This is a genomic window from Pantoea sp. EABMAA-21, from assembly GCF_030053335.1.
Classification (GTDB): domain Bacteria; phylum Pseudomonadota; class Gammaproteobacteria; order Enterobacterales; family Enterobacteriaceae; genus Pantoea; species Pantoea communis.
In genome coordinates, this window is sequence record NZ_JASGBX010000001.1 from 207,218 (window position 1) to 230,476 (window position 23,259).

19 protein-coding genes are annotated in these 23,259 nt (G+C 53.8%); 11 read left to right on the forward strand and 8 right to left on the reverse strand.

The annotated features are described in order from the left end of the window. Positions 1 to 21: 21 nt before the first annotated feature. Positions 22 to 261, reverse strand: coding sequence for a hypothetical protein (locus QMZ65_RS00930; RefSeq protein WP_283215218.1), 240 nt, complete (start codon positions 259 to 261; stop codon positions 22 to 24). A gap of 251 nt (positions 262 to 512) precedes the next feature. Here QMZ65_RS00930 and hpxO point away from each other — a divergent pair, with 251 nt between their 5' ends. Then, positions 513 to 1,670: an FAD-dependent urate hydroxylase HpxO gene (gene hpxO / locus QMZ65_RS00935; RefSeq protein ID WP_283215219.1), complete on the forward strand. Its 1,158-nt coding sequence runs from the start codon at positions 513 to 515 to the stop codon at positions 1,668 to 1,670. A gap of 30 nt (positions 1,671 to 1,700) precedes the next feature. Here hpxO and dcp read toward each other — a convergent pair whose 3' ends face one another. The 5 genes from dcp to guaD form a co-directional block, all read right to left on the reverse strand. Beyond that, positions 1,701 to 3,752: a peptidyl-dipeptidase Dcp gene (gene dcp / locus QMZ65_RS00940; RefSeq protein ID WP_283215220.1), complete on the reverse strand. Its 2,052-nt coding sequence runs from the start codon at positions 3,750 to 3,752 to the stop codon at positions 1,701 to 1,703. A 73-nt stretch (positions 3,753 to 3,825) separates the two neighbouring features. Then, complete coding sequence (xdhC, locus tag QMZ65_RS00945; protein WP_283215419.1) at positions 3,826 to 4,608, reverse strand: xanthine dehydrogenase accessory protein XdhC; 783 nt, start codon at positions 4,606 to 4,608, stop codon at positions 3,826 to 3,828. Beyond that, positions 4,595 to 6,961: a xanthine dehydrogenase molybdopterin binding subunit gene (gene xdhB / locus QMZ65_RS00950; protein WP_283215221.1), complete on the reverse strand. Its 2,367-nt coding sequence runs from the start codon at positions 6,959 to 6,961 to the stop codon at positions 4,595 to 4,597. The genes xdhC and xdhB overlap by 14 nt, the downstream gene beginning before the upstream one ends. Continuing rightward, positions 6,951 to 8,393, reverse strand: coding sequence for a xanthine dehydrogenase small subunit (gene xdhA / locus QMZ65_RS00955; protein ID WP_283215222.1), 1,443 nt, complete (start codon positions 8,391 to 8,393; stop codon positions 6,951 to 6,953). Before xdhA ends, xdhB begins: the two co-directional genes overlap by 11 nt. Beyond that, on the reverse strand, positions 8,390 to 9,718 hold the full coding sequence (gene guaD / locus QMZ65_RS00960; RefSeq protein ID WP_283215223.1) for a guanine deaminase: 1,329 nt from the start codon (positions 9,716 to 9,718) through the stop codon (positions 8,390 to 8,392). Before guaD ends, xdhA begins: the two co-directional genes overlap by 4 nt. Positions 9,719 to 10,324: 606 nt before the next feature. On the opposite strand from guaD, the gene QMZ65_RS00965 reads away from it, so the two are divergent. From QMZ65_RS00965 to ydfG, 4 genes are all read left to right on the forward strand, one after another. After that, on the forward strand, positions 10,325 to 11,389 hold the full coding sequence (locus QMZ65_RS00965; RefSeq protein WP_283215224.1) for an alpha/beta fold hydrolase: 1,065 nt from the start codon (positions 10,325 to 10,327) through the stop codon (positions 11,387 to 11,389). A 118-nt stretch (positions 11,390 to 11,507) separates the two neighbouring features. Continuing rightward, a complete protein-coding gene (locus tag QMZ65_RS00970) occupies positions 11,508 to 13,127 on the forward strand; it encodes a methyl-accepting chemotaxis protein (protein ID WP_097117100.1) in 1,620 nt (539 codons plus the stop codon). A 249-nt stretch (positions 13,128 to 13,376) separates the two neighbouring features. Next, a complete protein-coding gene (locus QMZ65_RS00975; protein WP_097117099.1) occupies positions 13,377 to 15,302 on the forward strand; it encodes a methyl-accepting chemotaxis protein in 1,926 nt (641 codons plus the stop codon). A 528-nt stretch (positions 15,303 to 15,830) separates the two neighbouring features. Further along, positions 15,831 to 16,577 (forward strand): bifunctional NADP-dependent 3-hydroxy acid dehydrogenase/3-hydroxypropionate dehydrogenase YdfG, encoded by a 747-nt coding sequence (ydfG, locus tag QMZ65_RS00980; protein WP_097117098.1) that lies wholly within the window; start codon positions 15,831 to 15,833, stop codon positions 16,575 to 16,577. Positions 16,578 to 16,611: 34 nt separating this feature from the next. Here ydfG and QMZ65_RS00985 read toward each other — a convergent pair whose 3' ends face one another. Beyond that, positions 16,612 to 16,941, reverse strand: coding sequence for a YnfA family protein (locus QMZ65_RS00985; protein ID WP_176505722.1), 330 nt, complete (start codon positions 16,939 to 16,941; stop codon positions 16,612 to 16,614). Between the two features lie 130 nt (positions 16,942 to 17,071). On the opposite strand from QMZ65_RS00985, the gene QMZ65_RS00990 reads away from it, so the two are divergent. Beyond that, a complete protein-coding gene (locus tag QMZ65_RS00990) occupies positions 17,072 to 17,407 on the forward strand; it encodes a DUF1283 family protein (RefSeq protein ID WP_160832952.1) in 336 nt (111 codons plus the stop codon). Positions 17,408 to 17,459: 52 nt separating this feature from the next. Further along, the gene (locus QMZ65_RS00995; protein ID WP_034823436.1) at positions 17,460 to 17,756 is read left to right on the forward strand and encodes a DUF1161 domain-containing protein; all 297 of its coding nucleotides are present in this window, start codon (positions 17,460 to 17,462) and stop codon (positions 17,754 to 17,756) included. A gap of 31 nt (positions 17,757 to 17,787) precedes the next feature. On the opposite strand, the gene QMZ65_RS01000 is transcribed toward QMZ65_RS00995, so the two are convergent. Then, complete coding sequence (locus QMZ65_RS01000) at positions 17,788 to 19,248, reverse strand: MDR family MFS transporter (protein ID WP_160832953.1); 1,461 nt, start codon at positions 19,246 to 19,248, stop codon at positions 17,788 to 17,790. Positions 19,249 to 19,631: 383 nt separating this feature from the next. Here QMZ65_RS01000 and osmY point away from each other — a divergent pair, with 383 nt between their 5' ends. From osmY to osmV, 4 genes are read left to right on the forward strand one after another with little or no spacing between them, the layout of a single operon-like run. Further along, on the forward strand, positions 19,632 to 20,348 hold the full coding sequence (gene osmY / locus QMZ65_RS01005) for an osmoprotectant ABC transporter permease OsmY (RefSeq protein WP_034823434.1): 717 nt from the start codon (positions 19,632 to 19,634) through the stop codon (positions 20,346 to 20,348). Between the two features lie 16 nt (positions 20,349 to 20,364). Then, positions 20,365 to 21,291 carry a glycine betaine ABC transporter substrate-binding protein gene (locus tag QMZ65_RS01010; protein WP_097117096.1) on the forward strand — a complete coding sequence of 309 codons (927 nt, stop codon included), beginning with the start codon at positions 20,365 to 20,367 and terminating at the stop codon, positions 21,289 to 21,291. A gap of 9 nt (positions 21,292 to 21,300) precedes the next feature. Then, positions 21,301 to 21,948 carry an osmoprotectant ABC transporter permease OsmW gene (osmW, locus tag QMZ65_RS01015; RefSeq protein ID WP_034823432.1) on the forward strand — a complete coding sequence of 216 codons (648 nt, stop codon included), beginning with the start codon at positions 21,301 to 21,303 and terminating at the stop codon, positions 21,946 to 21,948. Further along, positions 21,948 to 23,084 (forward strand): osmoprotectant ABC transporter ATP-binding protein OsmV, encoded by a 1,137-nt coding sequence (gene osmV / locus QMZ65_RS01020; protein WP_097117094.1) that lies wholly within the window; start codon positions 21,948 to 21,950, stop codon positions 23,082 to 23,084. Before osmW ends, osmV begins: the two co-directional genes overlap by 1 nt. Positions 23,085 to 23,259: the final 175 nt, after the last annotated feature.

Here is a 23,259-nt window from a genome sequence, read left to right on the forward strand (position 1 = left end):
GTTATGACAGATTTATTTCATTTATCGGCACTCGTTCGAACAGTTTTGTACGCAAATTTGTGCGAGCGATCCACAGCCGCCGCCGTTGTCATTTTTGCATTGCGATTGCTGTACATAACAGTTTTGCTGGCAGGACGAGAGATCGCATTTGGCCGCCACCGGCGTCAGTTGCACCACGGGCGATTTTCTTTCCGGTTGCCACTGGGTTTGCGCCATTGCACCCGCACTGAACAGCATCATCAACACCATTATCCACTTCATGGGAAATTCCTCGCGAAAAGGTTCTAAACAGTATGGCCTCTTCTCTGCCAAACGCCATATTGGAACATTTGATTCAAGCCCTGCTTTCACCGCCCTCTTGTTGTGCAAAGCGTTGCGCACTAACGGTGCAATGCACGCATCAGACCATTAAAAACACCCATTAATAATCAATTCCTTACGAAGAAATAGTTCACAACAAACCTGATGGTACGAAAGTTGCAGGGTTAATCAGGTAGACAAAGGAGAAAGTGATGAAAGCGATTGTGATTGGAGCGGGCATTGGCGGCATGAGCGCGGCGATTGCGCTGGAGAGAGCGGGTTTCGAGACTGCCGTTTTTGAAGCGGTCAAAGAGATGAAGCCAGTCGGTGCGGCGATCTCGATCTGGCCCAACGGCGTAAAGTGCCTGAACGCGCTTGGCATGAAACAGCAACTGCAGGCACTGGGCGGCAATATGGCGTTTATGGCCTATAACGATGCGCACAGTGGCAGCACCCTGACCCGCTTTAGCCTGTCACCCCTGGTGCAGCAGGTGGGCGAATACCCTTATCCGGTCGCTCGCGCCGAGTTACAGGGGATGCTGATCGATACCTATGGTCGCTCACGCATTCAGTTCGGTAAACGCGTGACCCACGTCGAGCAAAGCACCACCGGCGTCACCGCCTGGTTTGATGATGGTAGTCAGGCTGAAGGCGATTTCCTGGTCGCCGCCGACGGTACGCATTCCGTGATCCGCCACTATGTGCTAGGTGAAAATGTAGAACGACGCTACGCCGGTTACGTTAACTGGAACGGCTTAGTGACCATAGATGAAAGCATCGCCCCAGCCGATCAGTGGACAACCTTTGTCGGTGAAGGCAAGCGCGTCTCCCTGATGCCAGTGAGCGGCAACCGCTTTTACTTCTTCTTCGACGTACCTTTGCCCAAAGGCTTAGCAGAAGATCGTTCCACCCTGCGCCAGGATCTGAAGAATTACTTTACCGGCTGGGCCGATCCGGTGCAGCGCCTGATCGATAGCATTAATCTCGACACCACCAACCGGGTCGAAATCCACGATATCGAACCCTTTAGCCGTTTCGTCAAAGGTCGTGTGGCCTTGCTCGGCGATGCCGCCCACAGCACCACGCCAGATATCGGCCAGGGCGGTTGCGCCGCGATGGAAGATGCGGTGGTGCTGGCGCAGACGCTGGCCTCGCATTCGCTGGGTATCGAAGATGGATTGCAGCGCTACGAGGCGCGCCGCGTGGAACGCACCAAAGATTTGGTGTTGAAAGCACGTAAACGCTGCGACGTGACGCATGCCAAAGATGCCGAAATCACCGCTGCGTGGTACGCCGATTTGAAAAACGAAACCGGCGAGCGAGTGCTGGCCGGCATGTGCGACACCATTGAAGGTGGCCCGTTGGGTTAATGCCAGGGCGCACGCCGTGCGCCCTGCTTATCACGCCTCTTCTAAACCGCGATTCTTCAGCATCGGACCAATCTCCGGTGCTTTTCCACGCCATGCCAGCCACAGATGTTGCAGATCGCTACTGTTACCGCGTGAAAGGATATGATCGCGGAATTGCTGACCATTCTCACGACTCAACCCACCACGTTCAACGAAAGCCTGATAACCATCATCGGCTAACATTTGCGTCCAGATATAGGCGTAATAACCAGCCGCGTAACCGCCGCCCCAGATATGACGGAAGTAGGTGGAGCGATAACGTGGCGGCACCGTGGTTAACGCGATGTTTTCCGCCGCCAGCGCCTGTAATTCAAAGTGACTGACATCCTGCGGGTTGTCATGCGTGGTCAGCGAATGCCATTGCAGATCCAGCAAAGCCGCCGCCAGCAGTTCGGTCATGTCGTAGCCCTTGTTGAACTTAGACGCGCGAACCATCTTCTCGCGCAGTTCCACGGGCATCGCCTCACCGCTCTGATAATGACGGGCATAGTTGGCAAACACCTTTTCATCGCTGGCCCAGTGCTCGTTAATCTGCGAAGGGAACTCGACGAAATCGCGTGGCGTAGCGGTACCGGACAGGCTTGGATAACGTTGGGTGGCAAACAGACCGTGCAGCGCATGACCGAATTCGTGGAAAAGGGTAATCACCTCATCCCAGCTGAGTAACGCGGGTTGTCCCGCCTGCGGTTTGGTGTAGTTGCAGACGTTGTAGATCACCGGCTTGGTGCCCAGCAACGTGCTCTGGTCAACAAAGTTGCTCATCCAGGCACCGCCGCTTTTGTTATCCCGCTTGTAGAGGTCGGTATAGAACAGCGCCAGCGGCGTATCGTCAGCATCAAAGATTTCATAAACGTTGACGTCCAGATGATACACCGGCAGATCGTGACGCTGCTGGAAGCGGATGCCAAACAGTTGGCTGGCAGACCAGAACACGCCTTTTTCCAATACATTATTTAGCTCAAAGTACGGGCGAATTTGGCTCTCATCCAGAGCGTATTTGGCTTTTCTCACTTGTTCAGCGTAGAAATTCCAGTCCCAGGCACGCAGCGGGAAAGTGTGGTGCTGTTGTTCAATGATCTGCTGGATGTCTGACGCTTCTCGTTCAGCGCGTGCTCGCGCAGCCGGAACAATATTACGCATAAACGCAAAGGCAGCATCCGGCGTTTTCGCCATCTGATCCTGCATGCTCCACTCGGCGTAAGTCTTGAAACCGAGCAGCTTAGCCTGCTCTGCGCGCAGCTGTGCCATGCGTAACACAATCGCGCGTGTGTCGTTGTCATCGCCCTGTTCACTGCGTGTGAGCGCCTGGTTGAACAGCGCCTCACGCGTGGCGCGCACTTCCAGTGACTGCAACGCAGGCTGTTGCGTGGTGTTCTGTAACGGCAGCAGCCATTCGCCGTGCAATCCACGCGCCTCCGCTGCGGCTTTGGCATGTGCTAACTCTTCGTCACTCAATCCCGCCAGCGCCGCTGCGCTGCTCACCGTATACGCGCCCGCTTTGGTCGCCGCCAGCAGCTTATTGCCAAAACGGGTACTCAACGTGGCGAGTTCCTGATTGCAGGCACGCAGCCGCTCTTTATCTGCGTCGCTCAGGCTGGCCCCAGCCAGCTGGAAATGCTGCCAGGTCACTTCCACCAAACGCATCGATTCCGCATCCGGACAGGCAGCGCCGCGATGCTGGTAAACGCTGTCGAGGCGGGCAAACAGCTGGCTGTTGAGATGGATTTCATCATTTAGCGCCGTGAGTTTAGGCGTGATTAGCTCATCAACTTCCTGCAACACATCACTAGTGTTGGCTGACGTCATGGCACCAAATACCAGATTGACGCGGTTTAACAACTGTCCACTGCGCTCCAGAGCTTCATAGGTGTTGGCAAAAGTAGCCGGTTCAGGATTAGTGGCGATGGCGGCAATTTCCTGACGCTTCTCTTCAATACCCGCTTCAAGCGCCGGAAGAAAATCGGCTTCCTGAATCAGGTCAAAAGGCGGAGTTTGATAGGGCAATGCACTGACGGTGAAAAACGGATTGGCTCGTGAAGTCATTATCGCTCCTGATAATCAGTAACTCCGCAACCGGTGCGGCGGGATGCTCCTATCCTGGCAGTTTCAACGTCACTCAACAACCGCTCTGCTGGCGCTGATACACACTGATGATTTCACCCGCTACCGCCACGGCGATTTCCGCTGGCAGTTTGCCTTTCACATCCGGCAGGCCGAGCGGACAGCGCAGCCGCGCCACTGCATCCGCAGCGATCCCTTTGCCTTCCAGCCGATAGCGAAAGCGCTGCGCTTTGGTAGCCGAACCAATAACGCCGGCATAGCGAAAATCACCGCGCCGCAAAATGGCTTCGCTTAGCGCCAAATCGAGCGGATGGTCGTGGGTCATCACAATGAAGTAGCTGTCGGGCGCGGCCTCTTTGACGCAATCGATTGGGTCCTCTACCTGACGCACCGTGACACCCGGTGGCACATAGCGAAACTGGGCGGCGCGGCTATCAATCCAGGTAATGTGACAGGGTAACGTTGCCAGCAGGTTTACCAGCGCCTGCCCGACGTGGCCTGCGCCGTAAAGCTGGATTTCAGGTTGCTGCTGCATCAGCAATTCAAACAGCAGCGTGGCATGCCCGCCGCAGCACTGGCCGAGGCGCGCAGCCAGCGCAAACTCTTCGCTGCGCGGCTGCTGGCAACGCTGCTCCAGCATCTCGCGCGCCAGCGCAATGCACTGATATTCCAGATGACCGCCGCCGATGGTGAGATAAGTATCGCTGGCGCTGACCACCATTTTACTGCCGCGATCGCGCGGGACCGATCCGCGCTGGCTCAGCACGGTGACTAAAACGCAGCTCTCACGTTTCTCACGTAAACTGTGCAGTACGGCGATCCAGTCATGATAAATCATCATCCGCTCCTGAGAGGCGCTGAACGCCCCAGAAAACGCGCTCCGGCGTGGCGGGTGCATCCAGTTGCGGATGGCGGCGGTAGTTACCCACGCTGGCTACGGCATCCTGTAACGCACACCACACCGCAATGCCCAGCATAAACGGCGGCTCACCCACGGCTTTCGAATGGAATACCGTGTCCTGCGGATTTTTACGGTTCTCTACCAGCGTGACGCGCAAATCATGTGGGACATCGCTGATGGCGGGGATTTTGTAACTCGCCGGGCCGTCTGTTAGCAGCTTGCCCTGATCGTTCCACACCAGCTCTTCGCAGGTTAACCAGCCCATGCCCTGCACGAAACCGCCCTCCACTTGCCCAATATCCAGCGCCGGATTGAGCGAGGCGCCAACGTCATGCAGGATATCCGCGCGCAGCAAACGATATTCACCGGTTAAGGTATCCACCAGCACTTCGCAGCACGCCGCGCCATAAGCGAAGTAATAAAAGGGTTTGCCGCGTCCGGCATTGCGGTCGTAATGGATGCCGGGCACTTTGTAAAATCCGGTGGCGGATAACGGCACCTGATTCAGCCACGCCTGCTGCGCCACCTGCGCAAAAGTAAAGTGCAACTCGCCAACGCGCACAATGCCATTGCTAAAGGAGATGGCGTCGACCGTGCAGTGATGCTGCTGACACAGCATTTCCGTCATGCGATCGCGCAATATCTGCGCGGCATTCTGCGCCGCTTTGCCGTTAAGATCGGCCCCGCTGGAGGCCGCCGTGGGTGAGGTGTTCGGCACTTTTCCGGTGTCGGTCGCCGTGACCTGAATCTGGCTGATATCGATTTGCAGCACTTCCGCGACAATCTGCGCCACCTTGGTATTCAGTCCCTGACCCATTTCGGTGCCACCGTGATTGAGCTGCACCGTGCCATCGGTGTAGATCAAAATTAAGGCACCGGCCTGATTGAGGAAGCTGGAGGTAAAGGAGATGCCAAACTTCACCGGCGTTAAGGCCAGACCGCGTTTCATATAACGATGACTGGCGTTAAACGCTATGATGTCCGCGCGACGCGTGGCGTAATCGCTGCTGGCTTCCAGCTGTTCCGTTATCTCCATCAGCAGATTATCCTCCACCTGCTGATGGTAATGGGTGATGTTGCGATCCTGCTTGCCGTAATAGTTTCGCTTACGCAGTTCGAGCGGGTCCAAACCGCGCTCGCGGGCGATATGGTCCATGATCTGCTCAATCGCCACCATGCCCTGAGGCCCGCCAAAACCGCGATAGGCGGTGTTAGACGCGGTGTGCGTGCGGCAGCGATAACCGGTGATCAGCGCATCGCCGAGGTAATAGGCGTTATCGGCGTGGAACATCGCACGATCGACAATTGATCCGCTCAGATCGAGGGAATACCCGCAGTTTCCCGCCAAATCGATTTTGACACCACAGAAACGACCTTCATCATCAAAGCCCACATCGTAACGCACAAAGAAGGGATGGCGCTTACCGGTGAGACGCATATCATCGCGTCGCGCCAGACGCATTTTTACCGGATGCCGCGTCTGGCGCGCGGCAATCGCACACAAGCAGGCCACACCCGCAGCCTGCGTCTCTTTACCGCCAAACCCGCCGCCCATCCGGCGCATATCAATGGTGACTTTGTTCATGGTGATATCCATCACTTCGGCCACCAGCTTCTGCACTTCCGTCGGGTTCTGCGTCGATGAGAAAACCTGCAGGCTGTCGTCTTCACCTGGGATCACTAACGCGGTCTGGGTTTCCAGATAGAAGTGCTCCTGACCGCCTATATGAAATTCACCCTGAATACGATGCGGCGCACGCGCCAGTGCCGCTTCAGCATTACCCCGTTGATGGACGTGCGGCTGCTGCACAAAGTGACGCTGTTCCAGGGCTTCACGCACATCCAGGATCGCCGGCAGTGGCTGATATTCGATGATGGCGGCGGCAGCACCGGCGCGCGCGGCTTCGGGTGAATCCGCTGCCACCGCAATCACGATCTGCCCCAGATATTCCACGATATCCATTGCCAGTAACGGATCGCCCGGCTCTAACGGACCCACATCATTCAGACCCGGCACATCGCGCCAGGTTAGCACGCTCACCACGCCGGGCACGGCATAGCAAGGCTGCACATCGATATGTGTGATCCGCGCATGCGCATGCTCACTCAGACGTGGGCACAAATGCAGTAGACCAGGCAGATCCGGCCGATCATCTATATAAATCGCTTCACCCGTGACGTGTTTATCGGCGCTTTCATGCTTCTGACTGCGGCCCACACCGGTTTTCATGTCGCTGGCAAACTGGCTTTTTAACAGCGTTTCGCTGAGTGCGGGTCGGTTATGAGACATAGCGCGCCACCTCGGTGAGGGTCAGTTCGCCACAGGTTTGCGCGTAGTAACGACGCAATAGATTGCGCGCGACCTGCAAGCGGTAGTCGGCGCTGGCGCGAAAATCGCTTAACGGCTGGAAATCCTGGCTGAGCGCCGCGCAGGCTTGCTCAATGGAAGCTTGATTCAGTGGCTGACCATTAAGCGCGGCCTCGGCTGCGGTTGCCCGTTTGGGCGTTGCGGCCATGCCGCCAAAGGCCAGTCGTGGCTGCACCACCACGCCTTCTTTAAGCTGAATGTTGATGGCGATAAACACCGCCGAAATATCATCATCCAGACGTTTTGCCACTTTCCATGCCACGAAATCAGGTGACACCGTCACTTTCGGTATCACTATTGAGTGAATGAATTCCCCTGGCTGCAACACGGTTTGCCTGTAGCCAGTGAAGAACTGGTCCAGCGGCACTTCACGTAGGCTTTCTCCCTGCTGCAACACCAATCGCGCATTGAGTGCCAGCAACATGGGCGCACAATCACCGATCGGTGAAGCATTGCCGATATTGCCGCCGAGCGTACCCTGATTGCGGATCTGTAATGATGCAAAGCGCTCCAGTGTGGCACTGAATGCAGGAATTCTCGCTGCCAGGAAATGGTAGCAATGGTGAAGCGGTGCAGCAGCGCCCAGATGAATATCCTGCTCATCCTCAGAACAAACGCTTAACGCCTCAATCTGTTCCAGCGCAATTAGCAGCGGTAAACGTTGATACTGCTGGGTAATTTGCAAAGTGAGATCGGTGCCGCCGGCCAGCAGTCGCGCTTCAGGATACTGCTGATACAGCGACGCCAATTGTGCCAGGGTTTTGGGGACGAAACAGCGACTGCCGTTGGCTTCGAGAATTTGTACTTCCCGGTTATCCAACGCCTGTAAGCGCTGAACCAGTGCCGACTCATCCGCCGTAAAATTATCTTCTGCGGGTTGCTCACAAGCTTGCTGTGCGGCGGCCATAATTGGCCGGTAGCCCGTGCAGCGACACAGATTGCCTGCCAGCGCTTGTTCAGCCTGCTGCGGATTCCAGCCCTGTGTATTTTTCTGCAAAGTGAACAGCGACATGACAAAGCCCGGCGTACAGTAGCCGCATTGCGAGCCGTGGCAATCCACCATCGCCTGCTGCACGCTGTGCAGTTCACGGCCCTGTTTCAAATCTTCCACGGTGATCAGCTGTTTGCCTTGCAGGCTGCTAACCAGCGTCAGGCAACTGTTGATGGCCTGATACTGCATTCGCCCCGCCACCACTTTTCCCAGCGTCACCGTACAGGCACCGCAGTCACCTGATGCGCAGCCCTCTTTGGTTCCCCGCCGCTGTTGATGGCTACGCAGGTAGTTAAGCACGGTCAGATTCGGGTCTAAGGCCGTTTCGGTGACCAACCGATTATTCAGCAGAAACTGGATCATACCGTTGCCTCTTCTCGATCGCGCTGCCACACCGGTTTGCCGCTAACCCAGGTTTGCGCAATGTTGCGATCGTCTCCCAGCGTCATCATCACAAACAAGCGCTCCCAGATATCTTTGCTATTACCGCTACGCAGCTTTTGCAGCGGCGAAACCGCCGGGTCGATCACCACGAAATCCGCTTCTTTACCGGGATTGAAGTTGCCAATTTTATCGTCGATGTCAAGTGCATGCGCGCCGCCCAGCGTCGCGTGGTAAAAGGCTTCGCAGGCGCTGAGTTTGTACTGCTGCAACTGCCCAACTTTGTACGCTTCACCCAGCGTTTGCAGCATATTAAAGGTGGTGCCTGCGCCGACATCGGTGCCGATGCCCATGCGCACGCCCTGCTGCCAGCAGCGTTTAATATTGAACAGGCCACTGCCAAGAAACAGGTTCGACGTCGGACAAAATGCGATAGAAGAATCGGTGTCGTGCAGGCATTGCCACTCGTTCTCTTCCAGATGCAGACTGTGTGCAAAGACGCTGCGCTTTCCGGTGAGCTGATGATGGTGGTAAACATCGAGATAGCCGTCCCGCTCCGGGAACAGCGATTTGACCCAGGCGATCTCCTGCTGATTTTCGCTCAGATGGGTGTGCAGCCAGGTATCCGGGAACTCGCTGCGCAGTTGACGGACTTTCTCCAGCAGTTCTGGCGAGGAGGTGGGCGCGAAACGTGGCGTCAAGGCATAGCTCAGACGACCACGCTGATGCCAGCGTTCAATCAGTTCACGTGAATCCTGATAGCTCTCTTCCGGCGTTTCTGTCAGATACGCGGGGGCGTTGCGGTCCATCATCACCTTTCCGGCAATCAGACGCATATCCAGCTGTTGCGCGGCATGAAACAGCGCATCGACCGATTGTTTGTGCACCGTGCCAAACACCAGCGCCGTGGTGGTGCCATTGGATAACAGTTGCTGCAGGAAGAAGGCCGACATCTGTGCCGCGTGATCCGGGCAGTGATATTGGCTCTCAACCGGAAAAGTATATTGGTTTAGCCACTCCAGCAACTGTTCGCCAAATGCGCCAATCATCTCCGTTTGCGGATAGTGAATATGTGTATCCACAAAACCCGGCACAATTAGCTTGCCGCGCAGATCGATCACCGTGGCAGCATCAACGCGCCCTTCTGCAATCTCCCAGCTTTCAAGTGACACCACCTTGCCCGCGCGGAACGTTAGCAAGCCGTCTTCGAGGTAGCGCGCATGCGCAGCGATATCATCGGGCTGAGAAGCCAGTGCGGTGAAATCAAAAAAGCTGGCGCGCAGTAGCGTTTCAGAGGCGTAAGGCATAACGGTTCCTTGATAAGTAAAAGTGCAATGAGTTGCCTTCAAGGTTTATTGCAAACGCTATGCCAATGAGGATTTATAAAAATATCGCTATCTATCAACAACTTAAAAACTACACATTCAATTTCATGTCCCTTTGGAACCGCAATCGAATGCGCAATCGGTTGCGAAAATAAGCAACCGATTGCATGGGGATAAAAAGCGTGTCAGGTATGAGATGCCTGAGGAAATAAGCGTAATGACAACACGAACTGCGCACCATTTAAGTGCAGCGCCGCACGCTTGTAGTGCACAGATTTTACTTCAGGAAGATTCCGGTGTGGCAGAGGAAGGATTTGGGGGTGCTAATAAGCGCTGATAGTGAAAACAAATGAGAGGGAATACGATGAGACAGATGAAATAAGAGAATTAATACAGAAATGTTAAACATCATCATGGCATGCGGATGTATTAGCATAAGAAAAACCGCATAAAAATCGTCTCGTTAAAACTCAAAAAAGAAGATTATTATCTGCTTTTCCTTGAACCCCGTTGATATTAATTGGGATTTATCTCTATTAAAACTAATATCAGCCTTCCAGGGAATATCATCACTTAAGAGCGACGTTTATGTTTAATCGCATGATATCAGGAGTGGCCAGTGCCATTCTGTTAACTGTATCACCCTTAACGCACGCAGCCAGTTCATTACCCACGCCGACAGAAGCTGACTGGATCGCAAAAGAATTTAGCTTTAATAGCGGTGAAAAATTAAAAGATGTGCGCATTCACTACATTACTTTAGGTGATAAGAATAAACCAGCGGTATTATTACTGCACGGAACCAATCAACCTCTGAGTGCCTTACTGGCACCGGGATTTGCCGGGGAGTTATTTGGCCCGGGACAGGCGCTGGATGCCAGCAAGTATTTTATTATCATCCCGGAAGGCATTGGTTCAGGAAAATCATCCAAACCTTCTGATGGCTTGAGAATGGCCTTCCCGCATTACGATTACGACGATATGGTGACAGCACAATATCGGCTGATTAAAGAAGGTTTGGGCATTTCGCATTTACGCCTGGTGATGGGCTATTCCATGGGCGGGATGCAGACGTGGCTGTGGGGTGAAAAATATCCCGGCATGATGGATGCACTGGTCCCGATGGCGTCGCAGCCGAATGAGTTATCGGGCCGCAACTGGATGCTTCGCCGCATGCTGATTGAATCGATCAAAGGCGATCCTGCCTGGGCTGAAGGCAACTATCAACAGCAACCCCCTACGCTTAAAACCGCCAATATCATGTTCAGTATTGCCACCACCGGCGGTACGCTCGCTTATCAACATAAAGCTCCGACGCGCGCACTGGCGGATAAACTGGTGGATGCACGTCTTGCTGCGCCTGTCACCGCGGATGCCAACGACTTCATTTATATCTGGGGTTCGTCGGCAAATTATAATGCCATGCCTGGATTGAGCCGTATTACCGCACCCATGCTGATCATTAATTCAGCAGATGATGAACGTAATCCGGTTGAAACCGGCATTTTGCAGAGTGAATTTCCCAAGATAAAGAAAGCGGAGTTACTGCTCATTCCGGCCAGTGCTGAAACCAGCGGTCATGGCACTATGATGCAAGCAAAGTTTTATAATAAAAAACTGCAGACCTTCTTAGCCGAGACCGCTAAGCCTTAGTATCTGGGTTAAATCCGCCTGTTTACTGGAAGTCACACTCATGACTTCCCCTTTTAATAAAAAAATCATTGTTACTACGCCTTCATCTTTTTCAATTAAACGTTCTCAGGGAATAGTTATGTTTCATAGAATAAAGATCCGCACCGCCCTCAGCATCATGGTTTTTTCATTAACAGCATTATTGCTGTTCGTCGGTATTTTAGGGTTATTTGCCGTACAGTCTGGCAATAAATCCTTTGCCACCGTTGATACCGAAGTTTTGCCGGGCCTGGTGGCGCTCAATGAAAGCTCAGAACTTTTATTACGTGGACGACTGGATTTGCGTTTATATGAATCACTGGTGGGCAGTGGCGATGCCGAAAAAGCCAAAGTCGCGCTTGAGCGCGCCAGAGGTAAAATAGATAACGCCAGTGCGAAATGGCAGGAATATCTGAAATATCCACAATCCTCAGCAGAGAAGCCAATTGCGGCTGAAATGGCCACCACACGCGATGCGCTGATGAAAGAGTTTATCGATCCGGCTTTTGCCGCGCTCGAAGCAGGCAAACTGGATGAATACCGCCAGCGTGCAGGGAAATCAACGGCGTTGTACGGTGCCTTTGATAAAGCCTCTAAAGCGCTGGTGGCCTTTAAAATTAAAAGTATTGATGTCGCCTACAGTGACTCCAGCGATCGGGTTCAGCATATGGCGTTTACGCTGTACTTTTGTATCGCCTGTGCGCTGGTGTTGGCCGCGCTGGCCTGGTCGGTGATGACCAATCTTATCGTTAAGCCGCTCAATCATGTGATCAACGTGTTTGATCGCATCGCCGAAGGTGACTTACGTGCGCGCATCGATATCTCCGGTAAAAATGAAATTGCGCAATTGTTTGCCGCGGTACAGCGTATGCGCGATGGCCTGGCAAACATGGTGCTGATGGTCCGCAGTGGCACCGATGCGATCGGCTCCGGCGTTGAAGAAATCGCGACGGGCAACATCGACCTCTCCAGCCGGACTGAGCAACAGGCGGCCTCACTGGATGAGACGGCATCCAGCATGGAGCAAATTATGGCGACAGTGAAAAACAATGAGGACAACACGCGCAAAGCTAACGCATTGTCGCAGAAGGCTTCAGAATCTGCTTCGCGTGGTGCAACAGTGGTGTCTGAAGTGGTCACCACCATGAGTTCTATTGAGAAAAGCTCGGCAAAAATCGGCGACATCGTCGGTGTGATTGACGGCATTGCCTTCCAGACTAACCTGCTGGCCTTGAACGCAGCAGTTGAAGCCGCGCGTGCAGGAGAAGCGGGACGCGGTTTTGCTGTGGTCGCTTCGGAAGTTCGAGTGCTGGCTCAGCGCAGCGCCACCGCCGCGAAGGAAATTGGCCTGATGATCAATGACTCGCTCAGCAATATTGAGCAGGGTTCAGGACTGGTTAAAGATGCTGGCGTCACCATGAATGAAGTGATGCTCGATGTGAAAAAAGTGGTCGATATCATGGATGAAGTGATGCTGGCTTCCGGCGAGCAGACGCGCGGCATCTCGCAGATCAACATCGCTATACAGCAGATGGATGGTGTAACACAACAGAATGCCTCACTGGTGGCTGAAGTGGCAACCGCTGCCAGCTCACTGCAACAGCAGGTGGTGAATTTGCAGCAGTCGGTGACGCAGTTCCAGGTTGATGAGGACGCGATGCCATTGGCCACTGACCGTTATACCGACTCGCATCAGCTGTCCCTCGTCGCGTTAAGTTAAGCGGTATCAGCGAGTGCATTTGAGCGCTCGCTTCGTTAAGTATAGTGTGCCCGTATCTTTATCAGGACGACGGGCGCGCTGACTCCCTTCCCTTTTAGTGCCTTAATACTCTTCCACCGCGCAATCGGTTCCCTACAGTTTTAGATGGGATTACCGATAACAGAGAACGTATTCCGTATTTTCAGTGACGCAGGACGCATTCTGGAAAAATCAAACCTCTAATGTGATCCAGTTGGGTGGAAGGTAAACATGTTTAAAACAATACGCTCGCGTTTAATCGCTATCAGCGTGGTCATCACGGCAGTATCTCTTATCGCACTTGCCACTTTTACCTACACCACCGTGCGTGGAAAGACACTTGAAAGCATTGATGAGCGCATTGGCCAGCTCTCCCGCGTTCATGCGGCTGAACTGGCTGGCTGGGCAGAAGAAAAACAACGTATCACCGGTTCGATCAAAACGGCTTTTGGTCGTCATGACGATGCGGTCCCTTTTCTGCGTGCGGCGATCGAAGCTGGCGAGTTTGATGATGCCTATATCGTCTATCCTGAGCCTCATTCCCATGTGTTCGTCCATCCTATGCCAGCCACCTATGATGGCAGCCAGCGTCCGTGGTATCTGGAAACGGTAAAAGCTGGCCATCCGGTGTTGCTGGACCCCTATGTTGATGCCTCAACCGGCAAGCTGACCATTACTTTTGCTCAGCCGATTGTCGATAACGGAAAAACATTGGGTGTGATCGGCAGCGATCTACACCTGGATACCGTCTCCAATACGGTGAATGCGATTCATCCACTGGAGAAGAGTTTTGCATTCCTGGTGGACAGCAGCGGTAAATTGATTGCCGCGCCGAAGTCTGACCTTATTCTCAAGGCGGTCACTGAGTTGTCACCTTCACTCGACCTCAAAGTTATCCAAAATCTGGCCAGTCAGGGTGGGCATGCTGAACTGACCATCGGCGGTGAACAGCAGTTCGTTTACGCCTCTCCGGTAAAAGGGACGCCGTGGTCACTGGTGATCGCCGTTGATCGTGATGAAGTGACGGCATCGCTGACGACATTACAGCGGGAAAGCATCCTCATCACCCTGGTGAGTCTGATTATTACCGCGCTGATTGCCGGGCTGGTGTTCAACCAGCAGTTGCGTCGCCTCGCCATTTTACGCGACGCCCTGGAAGACGTTGCTTCAGGGGAAGGTGATCTGACGCGTCGCCTGGAAGTGCGCGGCGGCGATGAGCTGGCGCAGATATCAGCGGCATTCAACCGCTTTGTTGAAAAACTCTCGGGCGTGCTGCTCCGCGTGCGTGAAGGTGCCAACAACATCGCGCTTGCTTCCAGTGAAATCAGCGGTGGCAACAATGATCTGGCCTCTCGTACCGATGAACAGGCAGCAAGCCTGGAGGAAACGGCCGCCACGTTAGAAGAGCTGACTTCAACGCTGAGCAATACCGCCAGTAATACTGAGCAGGCGCGCCAGTTTGTTAGTGGCGTGGCCTCCGCGGTCAGAGACAACGGTGCCGTAATGAACGATGTTTCGACACGCATACAGGAAATCTCGAACGATTCGCAGAAAATGTCCGAAATTATTAAGGTGATTGACGGCATTGCTTTCCAGACCAATATTTTGGCACTGAATGCCGCTGTTGAGGCTGCGCGAGCGGGAGAATCAGGAAGAGGCTTCGCGGTGGTTGCCAGCGAAGTGCGTAGTCTGGCGCAGCGCAGCGCGGGTGCCGCGCGCGAGATCAAAACACTAATTGATGACACGGTTGCACGCGTGACGTCAGGCAGGGAGCTGGTTGTGAAAGCCGATCAGGGAATGACCAGTATTGTGTCTGATATCCACAATATGACGCAGCTGATTGAAGAAATTGCCCATGCCAGCCGCGAACAAAGCGATGGTATTGGTCAAATCAATATCGCGATGGGGCAAATTGATACCACCACGCAGCAGAATGCGGCGTTGGTTGAAGAGTCAGCCAGTGCAGCCCAGTCCATGTCCGAGCAGGCCGCCGTAATGGCAGAACTGGTCAGTACGTTTAAATTGATGGAGAGCGCTGATGCGGTGATACCCAAAGCTGAAAGCCAAGTGAAAAAACCGGTTCTCTCTCCGCTAAAATCGCGTACAGCGCTGGCTACAGCGGGAAGCTCCCCAGAGGATAACTGGAGTTCTTTCTGATTCACTGTGCCAAACAGGCGCCTGGTATCGTGGTGATAAACCGCGATGCCAGGTTCGCTTTCGTTCGCAACGCTGAGCAAACAGCAGGCCGAATCCGGTTATGAATTGAATACCTCTCACCGCCAGCCAGATAGCACACGTCAGGCTCGGTGAGTCATAAAAGCAGCAGCATGTCTTGAATCAACCAAAGCATGCAACCTGTTAGCATGAATTGACCCATGTTACGCAGCGCTGTGCCCGTGCCTCCGCCCTCCTCAAAGCCAGATTGTTGCGCATGTTAAATTCCCTCCACAGCGGCTAATCCCACATTTATCGCAACGCACAAAGACCATGAGCCTGCATAGATGGTTTATGATGTATACGGTTTATGGATTGGAGAGCTGATTACAGCCGGGTAAATTTGCTCAACCAGGCACTCACAAAATGATCTCGCTTCCCCCGCCCATAATTCGTAGAGTTTCATTGTTGGTTTTTAAATTTAAAATCAATTGGTTAACATTGACGTACAATTGTTTAAGGAACAGTGAGATGATTATTTTTGTCACTGGCGCCACCGCCGGTTTTGGTGAGAGCATCACCCGTCGCTTCATCGCTAATGGTCATAAAGTGATTGCCAGCGGACGCCGCGCAGAGCGTCTGAAAGAGCTAAAAGAGGAGTTGGGTGCCAACCTTTATACCGTTCAGTTGGATGTGCGTAATCGCGCCGCTATCGATGAAGCTATCGCTGCGCTGCCCGCAGAGTGGCGTGAAATCGACGTGCTGGTGAATAATGCCGGTCTGGCATTAGGGATCGAGCCCGCGCACAAAGCCAATATTGAAGACTGGGAAAATATGATCGACACCAACAACAAAGGTTTGGTGTACATGACGCGTGCCGTGCTGCCCGCCATGGTGGAGCGCAATGTCGGTCACATCGTAAACATCGGCTCCATCGCGGGCAGCTGGCCTTATCAGGGCGGCAACGTTTATGGCGCGACCAAAGCATTCGTGCGCCAGTTCAGCCTCAATCTGCGTACCGATCTGCACGGTACCGCGCTGCGCGTCACCGATATCGAGCCGGGCTTAGTGGGTGGCACCGAGTTTTCTAATGTGCGCTTCAAAGGCGATGATGGGCGTGCGGATGCCGTTTACGAAGGCACCACCGCGCTGACAGCGGAAGATGTCACTGAAGCGGTGTATTGGGTCACGACACTGCCTAAACACGTCAATATCAATACGCTGGAAATCATGCCGGTCTCCCAGACGCTTGCGGGTCTGAAAGTGCATAAAGGCTGAATATTGTCACGGGCGCACAGGTTGCGCCCATCGCTTACGCCCGGCCCCAACCAGCGACAATAATCAACATGCCGCTAAACGCTACAAGCGCGCCAATCCAATCCCATGTACTGAGCTTGACGCCATCCACCACGCGCAGCCAAATTAGCGCCGTCACCACATAGACACCCCCGTAAGCCGCGTACACACGACCGCTTGCTGCCGGATGCAGCGTCAGCAACCAGACAAACAACGCCAGACTCGCCGCTGCAGGCAGTAAAAGCCACGCGGTCATTCCCTTCTTCAGCCACAGCCACGGCAGAAAACAGCCGACAATTTCGGCAATCGCAGTCAAAAAAAACAGTAAAGTGGTTTTCACCAGCATAGAAAATCTCTCTCTCGCCTAAACAAAAGGCTCACCGCTGGTGAGCAAAGTTGCAGCGATGATATACTAGCCCTCATGGTTGTGACAGCCGGGTTTCTGGCTGTGCTGGTGTTAACTAAAGGAAATCACAATGAAAAACCTGTTTTCTCTCCTGCTGACTGTGACGTTAACCTGCGGCGCGCTGCTGACTGCACCGCTGGCATCGGCCCAAACTGACCGCCTGATCATTGAGAACGGCAACAGTGCTTCCAGCAACGAAGCCGCGCGTCAAAGCAAAGAACAGTGGAACGACACGAAGAATCTGCGCAATAAGGTCAACACGCGCGTCGAGAAAGAGTTCGATAAAACCGATAAAGCTTTTGACACCCGTGATAGCTGCGAGAAGAGCTATAACGTCAATGCGTATTGGGAACCGAACACTCTGCGCTGCCTTGATCGTCGTACCGGCCGTACGATCGCCCCTTAATTCGCTGTTGCTGCTATAGTTTTCAAGGGAATTCAGAACCAAGGAGAGTGTGATGAAAAAACGTAATGCAGTGATGTTGATGGCAATGCTGGCGTTGCCGATGCTGGCGCAGGCTTCCTGTGAAACTGTTAAAGCGGATATCAGTAAGAAGATCGTCAGTAACGGCGTGGCCGAATCGGACTTTACGCTGGATATCGTGCCTAACGATCAGGCCGATCAAGCGGGCGGCCAGGTAGTGGGTCACTGCGAAAATGACAGCCAGAAAATTGTGTACAAGAAAAACGGCCGAGACAGTGAAAGCAATGTCCCGGCAAGCGCAGGCAGTTCACAGGATGCTCCCGCGCAGTAATACTGAAAGGGCGGCTAATGGCCGCCCTTTTCTATTCTGCCTCTGGCCGCTGACGCGGCATCAACCACGCAATCCACAACGTTAGCATCGCAATCACTAACGCCACCACAAACACCCAATGCAGCGAAGCAGCGATCTGTCCGGTCCACTGATGCAACGTCGCTTCGGACAGTGACTGACGGCTTTCATGTGACATGATTTGCTGCATCGGATCACTGGCCTGTGGCAGACGCTGCGCAAGATTGAAGTTCAGTACCGCGCCCATCAGCGCAGTACCAATCGCTGAACCCAGCATGCGGCTAAACATAATAGACGCGGTGCAGATGCCACGAATGTCGTAGTGCGCATGGTTTTGCACCGACACCAGAAAAGTGGTGCTGGTCATGCCCATGCCGGTGCCGATGACAAAAGCAGTGAGCCCGGCTTGCATGATTGAACTGTCGGTACGCAATAGCAGCAGCAGCGCGCTGCCCGCAATCAATAACAAGGCACCGAGTTGCGCGGTAAAACGGTAGGAAGTGATCAGCATTAATCGGCCACTCAACGTACTGGCCAGCGGCCAGCCAATCGACATCATCGCCAACGCGCTACCCGCCTGCAGCGGCGTACCACCGGTGATACCCTGAATCCAGGTTGGCAGAAACGCGCTGATGCCCATCATGGTGGCACCGATGATCAGATTACCGGCATTGCCTGCCAGAATTAACCGGCTGCGCCAGATAGCCAGAGGAAACAGCGGAGCCTCAGCTCGCTGTTCATGCTGTTTTAATTGCCAGCCCGCCAGCAATGCCAATAACAGGAATGCCAGTAACCAGTAACCAAGGGCATCCGCCTGCAACAGCGCCACTAACAGTGCCGTAACGCAAATCATCAGCCAGCAGCTGCCGGTAAGATTCAGTGTTGCCCCTTTGTGATGCTCACGCGCCGGTAAGAAACGCGCTAACAGCAGCATGGAAAACAGACCGATCGGCACGTTCACCCAGAAAATCACCGACCAGTTAAAGTGCTGAACCAGCCAGGCACCACTCAGTGGCCCAATAATAGCCGCGACACCCCAGACGCTGGAAAGCCATCCCTGCACGTGGGCACGTTCGCGCGGGGAGTAGATGTCGGCCACAATGGTGCTGGTGAGCGGCATAATCGCGCCTGCCCCCAGCCCCTGAAACGCGCGAAACAGAATTAACCACGTCATGGTATGCGCAAAACCGCACAATACCGAGCCGATTAGGAATAGCGAAACGCCAATGAAAAAGAGTCGTTTACGCCCCCACATATCAGCAAGCCGACCATACAGTGGCACGCTCACCGCCTGAGTCAGCAAATAGATAGAGAAGACCCAGCCAAACTGCGAGAAACCGCCGAGTTCAGCAATAATGGTCGGCATCGCGGTCGCCACAATGGTGACTTCAATCGCGGCCATAAACATGGCGAGCATGCAGGCGATAAGGATCCAGTGGCGATGTTCCGTGTTCAATTCTGCAGTTTCAGTCATACGTCTCCCTTTTTCTCTCAAGGCTAGCTGATTTTCCATCAGACGAGTTTCCTCTGCGTGCGCCCATTATGTGACAATGTCACATAATTCGATGAATTTTTTTTATTGTCAGATGATGCCTTACTTCATGCGGGTTAAGAAGGTTTTAACCGCCCTTCTATCTGTCTGATTTTGCCGTGAAAACTGGCGCAATACGCTAAGCATTGCTATAGCTTTTAACAGCACTTTCCAGTTATTCGCTGGAAAAGCACCATCTAACAGTCATTTTATCTGCAATTTATTAACGTGAAGGATTTTCGTATGTGGTTTGTTCTCCACTACGCCTTCAACCGTGAAATGACATAACAAGATCGAACAATTTGTCGAATCAGGGAGACTTTCGCATGCAAAATGCATCGCTCGTTAGTAGAGCCGGGCTGGCACTACTGGCCATCGTCGCGGTGATTGCCCTGCTGGTTTGGGGAATCGGGTTGAATACGTTGCGCGACCGGCAAGAAGACTTAATTTATCTGGGTCAGCAGCATCTGTTTTTAGTGTTTTGGTCAATGTTTTTCGCCCTGCTGATTGGCATTCCGAGCGGGGTTTTGCTCAGCCGCCCGTTTGCTCGTCGTTGGGCTGAATATGTGATGCAGATCTTTAACGTCGGGAATACCTTGCCGCCGCTGGCTGTTCTCGCACTGGCCATGGTCATTGTCGGGATTGGCGATCGGCCTGCGTTAATCGCCCTGTTCCTCGCCTCATTGTTACCTATCGTGCGTAATACCTATTCCGGATTAAGCGCCGTACCGCCGTCACTGATTGAAGCTGCCAACGGCATCGGCATGACCAAATTCCAGCGTTTACGTCAGGTAGAAATTCCCAATGCCTTGCCAGTGATTCTGGCGGGTGTGCGCATTGCGACCGCCATCAATGTCGGTACGGCACCGCTGGCCTTCCTGATTGGTGCCAGCAGTTTTGGCGAACTGATTTTCCCCGGCATTTACCTCAATGACTTCCCTACGTTGATCCTCGGCGCCGTGGCCACCGCCCTGTTTGCGTTGATCCTCGATTTGCTGCTGGCAGCATTGGGTCGTTTCCTCAGCCCGCACTCTGCGGCTTAACACAAGGAGCTAAGTGATGGGTAAAACGCATAACTTAACGCGCTGGGTGAAACACACCGCGCTGGCACTGGCCGCCACACTGGCCATCAGCCAATCCGCCGCCGCGGCAACACCGATTGTGATGGCAACCAAGAGCTTTACCGAACAGCATATTTTATCTGCCATGACCGTGCTCTGGCTGCAAAAGAAAGGTTTTCAGGTGGTCCCTAAGACCAATATCGCCACCACGATTGGTCGTAATGCGATGATCAACAAGCAAATCGATATGACCTGGGAGTACACCGGTACCTCGCTGATCATCTTTAACCACATCAACAAACCGATGTCATCTGAAGAGGCTTATAAAACCGTTAAACAACTCGATGCCAAACTGGGCCTGGTGTGGCTCGATCCCGCGCCAATGAACAACACTTATGCATTTGCCATGCAGCGTGCACGCGCCGATAAAGAAGGCATCAGCACCATGTCACAGCTCGTTGCCAAACTGGAACAGGTGCGCAAAACCGACCCCGACCACAACTGGAAACTCGGGCTCGACTTAGAGTTCTCCGGCCGTTCCGATGGCCTGAAGCCGTTGCAGAAAGCCTACGACATGCCGCTAGATCGCCCGCAGATTCGCCAGATGGACCCGGGATTGGTGTACAACGCGGTACGTGATGGTTTTGTCGATGCGGGCTTGATTTATACCACCGATGGCCGAGTAAAAGGCTTTGAACTCAAGGTGCTGGAAGATGATAAGCATTTCTTCCCAAGTTACAACGTCACGCCAGTCGTACGTCTGGATGTGTTGAAAAGCCATCCGGGGCTGGATGCGGCCCTCAATCAACTCTCACCGCTGATCACCGACGAAGCGATCACCGAGATGAACAAACGTGTTGATATCGATCATCAGTCACCGCAGCAGGTGGCGCGTGATTTCCTGCAATCGAAAAACATGCTGTAAGGAGGCGTCATGGAGACTTTGCATTACATCATGAGTAACTGGCACACCCTGATGGCCTTAACCTGGCAGCATACCTGGCTGGTGCTGGTTGCAGTGGGATTCGCCATCATTGTTGGCGTGCCATTGGGCATTTTGATTGTGCGCTTTAAATGGCTGGCGACGCCGGTGCTCGGTATCGCCACCATCGTACTGACGATTCCAACCATCGCGCTGTTTGGTCTGATGATTCCGCTGTTTTCCATGATCGGTCAAGGTATTGGTGCGCTGCCCGCTATCTGCGCGGTATTCCTTTACTCCCTGCTGCCGATTGTGCGTAACACCCACACCGCACTGGAAAACCTGTCGCCAGGGCTGCGTGAAGCCGGTCGCGGCATAGGCATGACTTTCTGGCAGCGCCTGCGCTGGGTCGAAATTCCGATGGCGCTGCCGGTAATCTTCGGCGGTATCCGTACTGCGGTTGTCATGAACGTTGGCGTGATGGCGATTGCCGCAGTCATCGGCGCAGGTGGATTGGGATTACAACTGCTGGATGGCATCAGCGGCAGTGATGTGCGCATGCTGATTGCCGGTGCATTAATGATTTGTTTATTAGCGATTGTGCTTGATTGGCTACTGCACCGTTTGCAGTCGGCGCTGACTCCTAAGGGGATTCGATAATGATAAAACTGGAAAACCTGACGAAAACCTTTACACAAAAAAACGGCACCGCCTTCAACGCCGTGGACAACGTCAGCCTGGAAGTACCTGCCGGAGAGATGTGCGTGCTGCTCGGCCCTTCCGGCTGTGGCAAAACCACCACGCTGAAAATGATTAACCGTCTGATCCCAGCCAGCAGCGGAAAGATTTTGATCAACGGTGAAGACACCAGCGGACAAGATACTGTGACGCTGCGCCGAAATATCGGCTACGTAATTCAGCAGATTGGTCTGTTCCCCAACATGACCATCGAAGAAAACATTACCGTGGTGCCGCGCATGCTGGGCTGGGATAAAAAGCGCTGCCGCGAACGTGCTACCGAGTTAATGAGCATGGTGGCGCTCGATCCCAGCAAATTCCTGAATCGCTATCCACGAGAAATGTCCGGCGGTCAGCAGCAGCGTATCGGCGTGATCCGCGCGCTGGCTGCTGATCCACCGGTACTGCTGATGGATGAACCGTTTGGTGCTGTCGACCCAATCAACCGTGAAGTGATTCAGAATGAGTTTCTCGAAATGCAGCGCCAGTTGAAGAAAACCGTAATGCTGGTAAGCCATGATATTGATGAAGCACTCAAACTGGGTGACCGCATCGCGGTGTTTGGACAGGGCAAAATCGTACAGTGCGCTAGCCCCGACGAGCTGTTGGCAAAACCGGCCAATGATTTTGTCGGCTCTTTTGTTGGACAGGACCGCACGCTGAAACGCCTGCTGCTGGTGCAGGCGGGCGACGTCACCGATCAACAGCCAACTATCACCGTGCAGCGCAGCACGCCGTTGCAGGAGGCGTTCGCCACCATGGATGACAACGACATGCGATCGGTCACCGTGGTAGATAATGATGGCAAGCCGCTGGGATTTGTGAAGCGTCGCGAAGCACGTAATGCTGCCGGACGCTGCGAGGAGATGCTGCATACCTTCAAAGTGACGGGTAAGGCTGAAGAGAATCTGCGCGTGGTGCTATCCAAGCTGTATGAGCACAACACCGTCTGGATGCCGATCGTCGATGAGGAAGGACGCTACAGCGGTGAGATTTCGCAAGACTATATCGCGGATTATCTCAGCTCAGGACGTACGCGCCGCAGACTGAATCCTTAACAAGACGCTCGGCAGCCTGAATCCAGACAAACCGCACAACAGCTAAAGCGTTGGAAGAGGCGGCAGAGGAGTAAAGCGTCCTGCGCCAGGGATGGCGCGGGCCGAGCCCCAGGGATGGTTTATGGCGTCTTTACGATCTGCCGCCTCTTCCGACGTACGCACCAACTCACAGTCA